General features: G+C 72.0%; 6 protein-coding genes. 2 read left to right on the plus strand and 4 right to left on the minus strand.

The genetic code is table 11. The annotated features are described in order from the left end of the window. Positions 1–13 precede the first annotated feature (13 nt). Positions 14–1,216 (plus strand): SPFH domain-containing protein, encoded by a 1,203-nt coding sequence (locus CWC38_RS10110; protein ID WP_121846622.1) that lies wholly within the window; start codon positions 14–16, stop codon positions 1,214–1,216. 100 nt (positions 1,217–1,316) lie between these two features. After that, positions 1,317–1,652, plus strand: a complete 336-nt coding sequence (locus tag CWC38_RS10115; RefSeq protein ID WP_121846618.1) for an RNA polymerase-binding protein RbpA — start codon at positions 1,317–1,319, stop codon at positions 1,650–1,652. Positions 1,653–1,788: 136 nt separating this feature from the next. Here the strand turns inward: CWC38_RS10115 and CWC38_RS10120 are convergent, their stop codons facing one another. The 4 genes from CWC38_RS10120 to tatC all read right to left on the minus strand — a co-directional run bounded on the left by CWC38_RS10120 (position 1,789) and on the right by tatC (position 7,716). Next, entirely contained in the window at positions 1,789–2,529 is a 741-nt protein-coding gene (locus CWC38_RS10120; protein ID WP_121846619.1) for a polyprenol monophosphomannose synthase, read from the minus strand. Between the two features lie 188 nt (positions 2,530–2,717). After that, entirely contained in the window at positions 2,718–3,986 is a 1,269-nt protein-coding gene (locus tag CWC38_RS10125; protein ID WP_121846620.1) for an amidohydrolase family protein, read from the minus strand. A gap of 46 nt (positions 3,987–4,032) precedes the next feature. After that, positions 4,033–6,858, minus strand: coding sequence for a DEAD/DEAH box helicase (locus CWC38_RS10130; protein WP_121846621.1), 2,826 nt, complete (start codon positions 6,856–6,858; stop codon positions 4,033–4,035). Between the two features lie 45 nt (positions 6,859–6,903). Continuing rightward, a complete protein-coding gene (gene tatC, locus CWC38_RS10135) occupies positions 6,904–7,716 on the minus strand; it encodes a twin-arginine translocase subunit TatC (protein WP_121846623.1) in 813 nt (270 codons plus the stop codon). Positions 7,717–8,072 lie beyond the last annotated feature (356 nt).

Below are 8,072 nucleotides of genomic sequence, written 5' to 3' on the forward strand. Positions count from 1 at the left end.
CCGAAAGGACACCATGCCAACCCTCATCCTCATCCTCCTGATCGTGGTGGTGCTCGCCGCGGTCATCGCACTCGTGAAGGCGGTGCGGATCATCCCGCAGTCGCGTGCGGGCATCGTGGAGCGGCTGGGCAAGTACCAGACCACGCTCAATCCCGGGCTGCACTTTTTGATCCCGTTCATCGACCGGCTGCTGCCGCTGATCGACCTGCGTGAGCAGGTGGTCCCGTTCCCCGCCCAGTCCGTGATCACCGAGGACAACCTGGTGGTCGGCATCGACACCGTGGTGTACTTCCAGGTCACCGATCCCCGGGCCGCCACCTACGAGATCACGAACTACATCCAGGCCGTGGACGAGCTCACGAGCGCCACGCTGCGCAACGTGGTGGGCGGGCTGAACCTGGAGGAGACCCTGACCTCCCGCGACAAGATCAACGCCGAGCTGCGCGGTGTCCTGGACTCCACCACGGGACGGTGGGGCATCCGCATCTCCCGCGTGGACATCAAGGAGATCACTCCCCCGCCGTCCATCCAGGACTCGATGGAGAAGCAGATGCGCGCCGAGCGGGACCGCCGCGCGGCCATCCTGACGGCCGAGGGCGAGAAGCAGTCCCAGATCCTCACCGCCGAGGGCTCGCGCCAGGCATCCGTGCTCTCCGCCGAGGGTGACGCGAAGGCGGCCATCCTGCGTGCGGACGGCGAGGCCCAGGCCATTGCCAAGGTCTTCGACTCGATCCACCGTGCGAAGCCCACCCAGAAGCTGCTGGCCTACCAGTACATCCAGACCCTGCCCAAGGTGGCCGAGGGCAGCGCGAACAAGGTGTGGATGATCCCCGCCGAGCTCTCCACCGCCCTGCGCGGCGTGGGCTCCTACCTCAACCCCGGCTCCTCGGAGGGCCCGGAGGACGACGCCGCGGACGAGGACGTCGCGCCGCGCGCCACGGGTCACGACGCCCCCATCGTGGCGCACGAAGCCGTGAAGGTCACGGAGGAGGACCTCGAACCGGACCTCACCCTGACCGACCCGCGCGAGTTCGAGATGCCGGAGTCCCCGTACTCCTCGCCGATCGCGCAGCAGGCCGCGGACCCCCATGTGGGCAACGCGCCGGGCGACGCCGCGGCGTCGGGCACCGCAGACCCTGAGACCGCCGCGGATGGTGCCACACCGCGCCACACCGGCCCGGACCAGGGGCCCGTGCCGGGGAATGAATCCCGCTGACGCCTCGTTACGCTGGTGGAAAAGGGCGGGTCGCGCCCGGTCCGAGCTCCTCGGCTCCCGGAGGCGCCCCGCGTGACCGTACGTCAGGAAGGATCGTTGCGTGAGTGATCGCAGCCTACGAGGCATGCGCCTGGGTTCCCAGTCCATGGAGACCGAGGCCGGTGTGGAGCCCGCACCGCGTCAGCGCGTGGAGTACCGCACGGCGGACGGTGAGTCCGTCTCGGTGATGTTCGCCGCCGAGGCGGAGATCCCCCCGGTGTGGACCACCAAGACCGGCCAGGAGGCCATCCTGGTCAACGGCGAGAAGCCGGAGAACCCCAACGAGAAGCACCAGCGCTCCCACTGGGACATGCTGCTGGAGCGGCGCAGCGTGGAGGAGCTCGAGGAGACCCTCCAGCAGCGCCTGGCGTTCTACAAGGAGCAGCACGCGCTCTGACCCGCACCGCCGCGGCCCGGACCGTGGCGCACCGACGACTGTGGCCCCCGTCCGAGGACGGGGGCCACAGCCGTTCGGCGGGATCCAGCTGTTCAGCGGGACTGTGCCGGGGCGCAGAGGTTCCGGCGGTCGCCGCTCAGCCGCGGAGGTGCAGCTTCCGCGCGAGCGTCTCGGCGCGGGCGGTGAGACCCCAACGGGCCACGTTCGTGGCGGCCTCGATGGTGACGTCGTTGCTCATCTTGGACACGCCCTCCTCGCGCTCGACGAACGTGATGGGCACCTCCACGATCGTGAACCCCAGACGCTCCGCGCGCCACGCGAGGTCGATCTGGAAGCAGTAGCCGCGGGACTGGACGGAGTTCAGCTCGAGGGCGCGCAGCGTGGTGTCCCGGTAGGCGCGGAACCCGCCGGTGATGTCGTGGATCGACGTTCCCAGCAGCACACGCGAGTAGAGGTTGCCGCCGCGGGAGATCAGCTGGCGCTGCAGCGGCCAGTTCTCGGTGCGTCCCCCCGGGACGTAGCGCGAGCCGATGGCCATGTCCGCGCCGCGCTCGATCGAGTCCAGCAGCAGGGGCAGCTGCTCGGGCTGGTGCGAGCAGTCCGCGTCCATCTCCACGAGGACGTCGTAGCCGCGCTCGAGCCCCCACGCGAAGCCCGCGAGGTACGCCGGACCGAGGCCCTCCTTCGCGGCGCGGTGCAGCACGTGGATGTTGGCGTCCCGGGCCGCGAGCTCGTCCGCCATGTCCCCGGTGCCGTCCGGGCTGTTGTCGTCCGCGATGAGCACGTGGGCGTCCGGCACGGCGGCACGCAGCCGCGTGATGACCGTGGGCAGCGATTCACGTTCGTTGTACGTGGGAATGATGGTGAGAACTCGCACCGAGCGTCCTTTCATGCCGCTGGCATCCGGGCATCCGGGCCCGGACAGACCACTGGGCAGGCCCATCCGCCTTCGGACCAGAGGGGACGCGGGGTCACGCTCTGTTTTCTAAGGACGGATGGACCCACCCGGCAGTAAGAACCCAGTCTAACCTCAGCCCGGTCCAGGACCAACACGTCGCGGCCCGTTCAGGGGCGGGGTTCGGTCCCCGCCACGAGCTCTCCGGCCACGAGCGTGGCCTCGCAACGGGGCAGACGGGCGTCGTCCAGGGCGGGCAGTACCGGGGTCCGCGCGCGGGGGTCGGTGCTCCAGGACGCCCCCGTGCCCTGGGCCTGCTGGACCATGACGGACTCCGCGTCCCACACGGCGAGGGTGGCCTCCGCGCCGGGCACGAGCTGACCCGCGAGCGCACTGCCACCGGGGTGGGCCCGCCACGCCCCGCGGGTGAGGGCCAGGAACGCCGCGCGTGCGGACGTGCGCAGCCTCTCCTCCGGGGCCTCCAGGGCGTCCTTGACCGCGGACCACGGGTTGGACGCGTCCGTCATGAGCGTCACGGGCACCCCCGCACGGGAGAGCTCGCGCAGCGGGGCGGCCCCGGCGCGGCAGGACACGGTGAGGTTGAGCTCCGCGAGCCGCTCACACTGCTCGTCGTCCAGGGGTCCCACCCCCACGAGCCGGTGGCCCCGGGCGCGGAAGGCGCGCTCCCCCACCTCGTCCCGCGCTCCCTGCGCCGCCTCCAGCAGCGCGTTCGTCACGGCGTTCGGTGCAAGCCCGGACGACGACGCCGCGGCACCCCCGCCGGGCGTGTCCGCAGTCAGGGGTGAGCCCACACCCGCAGAGCCGGTCTCCGTCGTGGGTGCGACGCCGAAGGTGCTGCCTCCCCCGGTCGTGGGCGACCCGCTGTTCGAGTAGTGGACCCCCGCGGGGCGCTCCGGGAGGACGAGGACCGCCTGGATCCCCTTGCGGGTGCACGCGACGAGGTGGTGGCGTGCCGCATCCCGCAGCGCCGCCGAATCCGTGTGCGCGGCGGCGTCGAACCCCAGTGCCGGGGACGGGAGCTCGGACGTGGCGATCTCCGCCTCGCCGGTCACCGCCCGCACCAGCACGGGCAGCGCGTGGGCGCCGTCCGCCACGACCTGCTCGGCCACCGCCGCGAGCGCCTCGGCATCCGCGCCGAGCAGCTCCACGGCCCCGTAGCCCTGTTCCGTGCGCGGCAGCGCGCCGGCGTCCCGGGAGGCGCCCGCGACCCGGTGGTGCGCGACGAAGGCCGGGGTGACCACGGCGGCCCGAAGATCGCCGGGGGTGACCTGCGGGCCGGCCACGGACCGGGCGGCGTCGTCCGAGCCCACCCACGCGAGCGTGGAGCCGGTCACGAGGAGTGCCGTGGCGAACGGGTCCGCCGGCGAGTAGACCGATCCGTTGAGCCACACCCGGGTGTGCTGTTGTGCTGCCGTCACGTGCTCCCTCTCCTGGCCGCGGGCCGGTGCCCGGGCCGGTTGGTTCCTACTGTTCGAAGACGCTGTACTCGACCACGCCGCGGCGCACGGACTCGATGGCCTGGTGGGCCGTCTCCCGCAGGACGGGGTCGAGGTCCGCGACGGTCCGCAGCTGGTCGAGGACGTCAATGGTCTGCTTGGCCCACCGCACGAAGTCCCCGGCCGCGAGGTCGGTGCCGGTGAGCGTGCGGGTGAGCGTGGATCCCCGGGCCCACCGGTGCATGGCCTCCGCGAGACCCAGCTCGGGTGCCGCCGTGAGCGGCAGGCGGTGCTCGGCCTCCTGGGCGGAGAGCACGGACCAGTTGTGCACCAGCGTCTGGACTGCCGCGTCCATGGGGGCGGTGGGCATCCTGGGGCGGCCGCCCTGGTCCTCCCTGCGCGGCTGGTACACGAGCGCCGTCATGACGCCCGCGAGACCGGGGGCGTCCAGGCCGTCGAGGAAACCGTCCCGCAGGCTCAGGGCCAGGAGCAGGTCCCGCTCCCCGTAGAGCCGGCGCAGCTGTTCTCCCGCCGCGGTGGGGACGAGGTGGCCGGAGCCGTCCCGCTCCAGGTACGAGAAGTGGGCGAGCACCCCGCACACGCGGTCGAAGGTGGCGGCGATGCTCCCGGTGCGCCCGGCGATCTGCTTGCGCAGCCCCTGCGTGTCCTTCTCCAGCTTCCACGCGCGCTCGGCCCAGCGTGCGTGCTGCTCGCGGTCCGAGCAGCCGTGGCACGGGTGCGCGCGCAGCCGACGCCGCAGGTCCTCGATCCGGTGGTCGCGTGCGGAGGTGCCGCGGTCGAAGCGGATGGCCCGGCCCGAGGAGCCCTCACGGGCGGGCCGGTGCTCGCGCAGGGCCGCGCGCACCGTGGCGGCGAGGTCCTTGCGCTCCTGCGGGGACTTGCCGGAGAAGTGCTTGGGGATCCGGATCCTGGACTCGGGCGAGAGCGGTCCGTCGAGGTCGTTGACGCCCACCCGGCGCAGCTTGCCGTCCACCGTGAGGATGTGGGGGCGCGGGTCGAACGGGTGTGCGTCCTCGCGCAGCACCACGGCCCAGCCCGCGTTGCGGCCCTGCGGGATGTCGATGACGTCCCCTGGCAGCAGGTCCTGCAGGGCCACCGCGGCGTCGTTGCGCTGGCGAGCGGTGCGGGACCTGCTCGCGGACTTCTCCTCCCCGGCCAGCTCGCGCCGCAGCGCGGCGTACTCCGAGAAGTCCCCCAGGTGGCAGGACATGGCCTCCCGGTAGGCCTGCAGGGTCTTCTCCTGGGAGCGCACGCGCCTGGCGATGCCCACCACGGAGCGGTCCGCCTGGAACTGGGCGAACGAGGTCTCCAGGATCGAGCGGGAGCGCTTGGCACCGAAGCGCGCGATGAGGTTCGCGGACATGTTGTACGTGGGCCGGAAGCTCGAGTTCAGCGGGTACGTGCGGGTGGAGGCCAGCCCGGCCACGGCCTGCGGGTTCATCCCGTCACGCCACAGCACCACGGCGTGACCCTCGACGTCGATGCCGCGCCGGCCCGCGCGCCCCGTGAGCTGCGTGTACTCCCCCGGGGTGATGTCCACGCGGGACTCGCCGTTGAACTTGTCCAGTCGCTCGAGCACCACGGAGCGGGCCGGCATGTTGATGCCCAGCGCGAGGGTCTCCGTGGCGAAGACCGCCTTGATGAACCCCTGCGAGAACAGCTGCTCCACCACTTCCTTGAACACCGGCAGCATGCCCGCGTGGTGGGCGGACACGCCGCGCACCAGGCCCTGGTACCAGTCCTCGTAGTTCAGTGCCGCGAGGTCCGCGGTGGACATGTGCGCGGTGGCCTCGGCGGCGTAGGCCTTGATGGTCTTCTGCTCCTGGGGAGTGGTGAGCCACAGGTCCGCGGCCGCGCACTGGGCCACGGCGGCATCGCACCCGGCCCGGGAGAAGATGAAGGTGATGGCCGGCAGCAGGCCCTCGGCGTCCAGCCGTCGCAGCAGGTGCGGGCGTGAGACGCGCTCCTGGCGCCCGGTGCGGTGCTCCTGGTGGTGCCCGCCGCGGCGTCGGCCCCGGTGGCCCGGTCCACGGCCCCCGGAGCGCCCACCGCGGGGGTGCTGCGAGCGGAACAGGCGCAGCAGCTCGGGGTTCACCGCGGGCTCCTCGCGGTGCTTGTCCGACTGGCGCTGGGCGGCCTCCTCCACCGTGGTGTCGCCCAGGAAGAGGTCGTAGAGCCGTGGGCCCACCTGCACGTGCTGCCACAGTGGCACGGGCCGGTGCTCGGAGACCACCACGTCCGTGCTGCCCCGGACGTCGTCCAGCCACGCCCCGAACTCCTCCGCGTTGGAGACGGTGGCGGACAGCGAGGCCAGCTGCACGTACTCGGGCAGGTGGATGATGACTTCCTCCCACACCGCGCCGCGGAAGCGGTCCGCGAGGTAGTGCACCTCGTCCATGACCACGAAACCGAGGTTCGCCAGGGTGGCGGACCCGCCGTAGAGCATGTTGCGCAGCACCTCGGTGGTCATCACCACCACGTCCGCCTCGGAGTTCACGGAGGTGTCCCCCGTGAGCAGCCCCACACGCTCCGCCCCCCAGCGGCGGGAGAACTCGTGGAACTTCTGGTTGCTCAGGGCCTTGATGGGTGTGGTGTAGAACGCCTTCTTCCCCTGTTGCAGTGCCAGGTGGATGGCGAACTCCCCCACCACGGTCTTGCCCGCACCCGTGGGAGCGGCCACGAGAACACCCCGGCCCTCCTCCAGGGCCCGGCACCCCTGCACCTGGAAGGGGTCCAGTTCGAAGTCCAGGGTGTTCTCGAAGGCCGAGAGCTCGGTGGCCGCGTGCGCCGCGCGGGCCTTCGCGGCTGTGTACCGTTCGGCGGGGGAAGACATGCGATCAGCCTACGCGGTGGCCCCGACACCCTCGCAGCCGCGGGATCACTCCCCGGCCGCGGTGCTCCCGAGGGAGCGCAGCTGCTCCGCGGAGGTGCCACGGTCCGCGCTCAGCCCCGTGGCGGCGGCCTGCTTGGCATGCTTCCTGGCCCGGTGCCGGTCCAGCCACAGGCACAGCCCCACGGCCACGAAGAACAGGACGAGCAGCGGGATGGCCAGGTACAGCATGGTCACCGGGTCGGGCCCCGGCGCCGCCATGGCGGCCACCACGAGCACGATCACCACCACCACGCGCCACGACTTCAGCACGGTGCGCCCCGAGAGCAGGCCCAGCATGTTGAGCCCCACCAGCAGCACGGGGACCACGCACGCGATCCCGAACGTGAGGATGAGCTGCAGGAAGAACCGGAGGTACACACCGGCCTCCACGAAGTTGGAGCCGCCCTCCGGGGTGAACGCCGTGAGCGCGTAGACCGCCGCGGGCAGCGCCGTGACCGCGATCGCGCAGCCGCCCAGGAACAGGGGGATCGCCGCGGCGAGGAACCCCATGGCGTAGCGGCGCTCGTTCCTGTGCAGCGCCGGGGTGATGAAGGCCCACAGCTGGTAGAGCCACACGGGCGAGGCGAGGATCAGCCCCAGCACCACGGACACCTCCACCATGGTGTTGAACGAACCGCCCACGGAGGAGTAGTTGATCGTGGCGGTGCGTCCGGTCTCCGCGAGGCGCTTCAGCGGCTCGGTGATGTACTGCATGAACGGCTCGTACACCATGAACCCGGTCACGGCCCCCAGCACGGTGGCCACGGCGGACTTGATCAGGCGGTTGCGCAGCTCACGCAGGTGCTCGCGCAGCGCCATCTGGGCCTGCGGGTTGTGACGCCGCCCGGTGGTCCTGCGGCGCGCGCGGCGCTGGCGACGGGCCGACTCCTCGGCCGTCCCGGAGTCCGTGGTGGGCATGGCTGCCTGACCTCTCTGACGGAGCTGCGCACGCGCACGGCCCGGGGGCCGGACCTGCTGGTCCGGCCCCCGGCATCACGCGCGCGCCGCTGGTGGAACGACGATCACGCGGTGGGGTTCTGGCGCTGGTCCACGACCGGTGCCTGCACCGGCTGCGCGGCCGGAGCCGCGGCACCGGGCACCTGCTCCTGGACCGGCTGGGCCGGGGCGGTGGTCTGGACCGGGGCGGTGCTCTGGGCGGGCACCGGGTTCTGGAC

It is taken from the genome of Kocuria tytonicola (genome assembly GCF_003687455.1).
GTDB lineage: Bacteria > Actinomycetota > Actinomycetes > Actinomycetales > Micrococcaceae > Kocuria > Kocuria tytonicola.

Bases quoted from the DNA above. Each gene is read 5' to 3' on its own strand.
- CWC38_RS10130 (WP_121846621.1), bottom strand. From the start codon at position 6,858: ATGTCTTCCCCCGCCGAACGGTACACAGCCGCGAAGGCCCGCGCGGCG.
- CWC38_RS10110 (WP_121846622.1), top strand. From the start codon at position 14: ATGCCAACCCTCATCCTCATCCTCCTGATCGTGGTGGTGCTCGCCGCG.
- tatC (WP_121846623.1), bottom strand. From the start codon at position 7,716: ATGGCGCTGCGCGAGCACCTGCGTGAGCTGCGCAACCGCCTGATCAAG.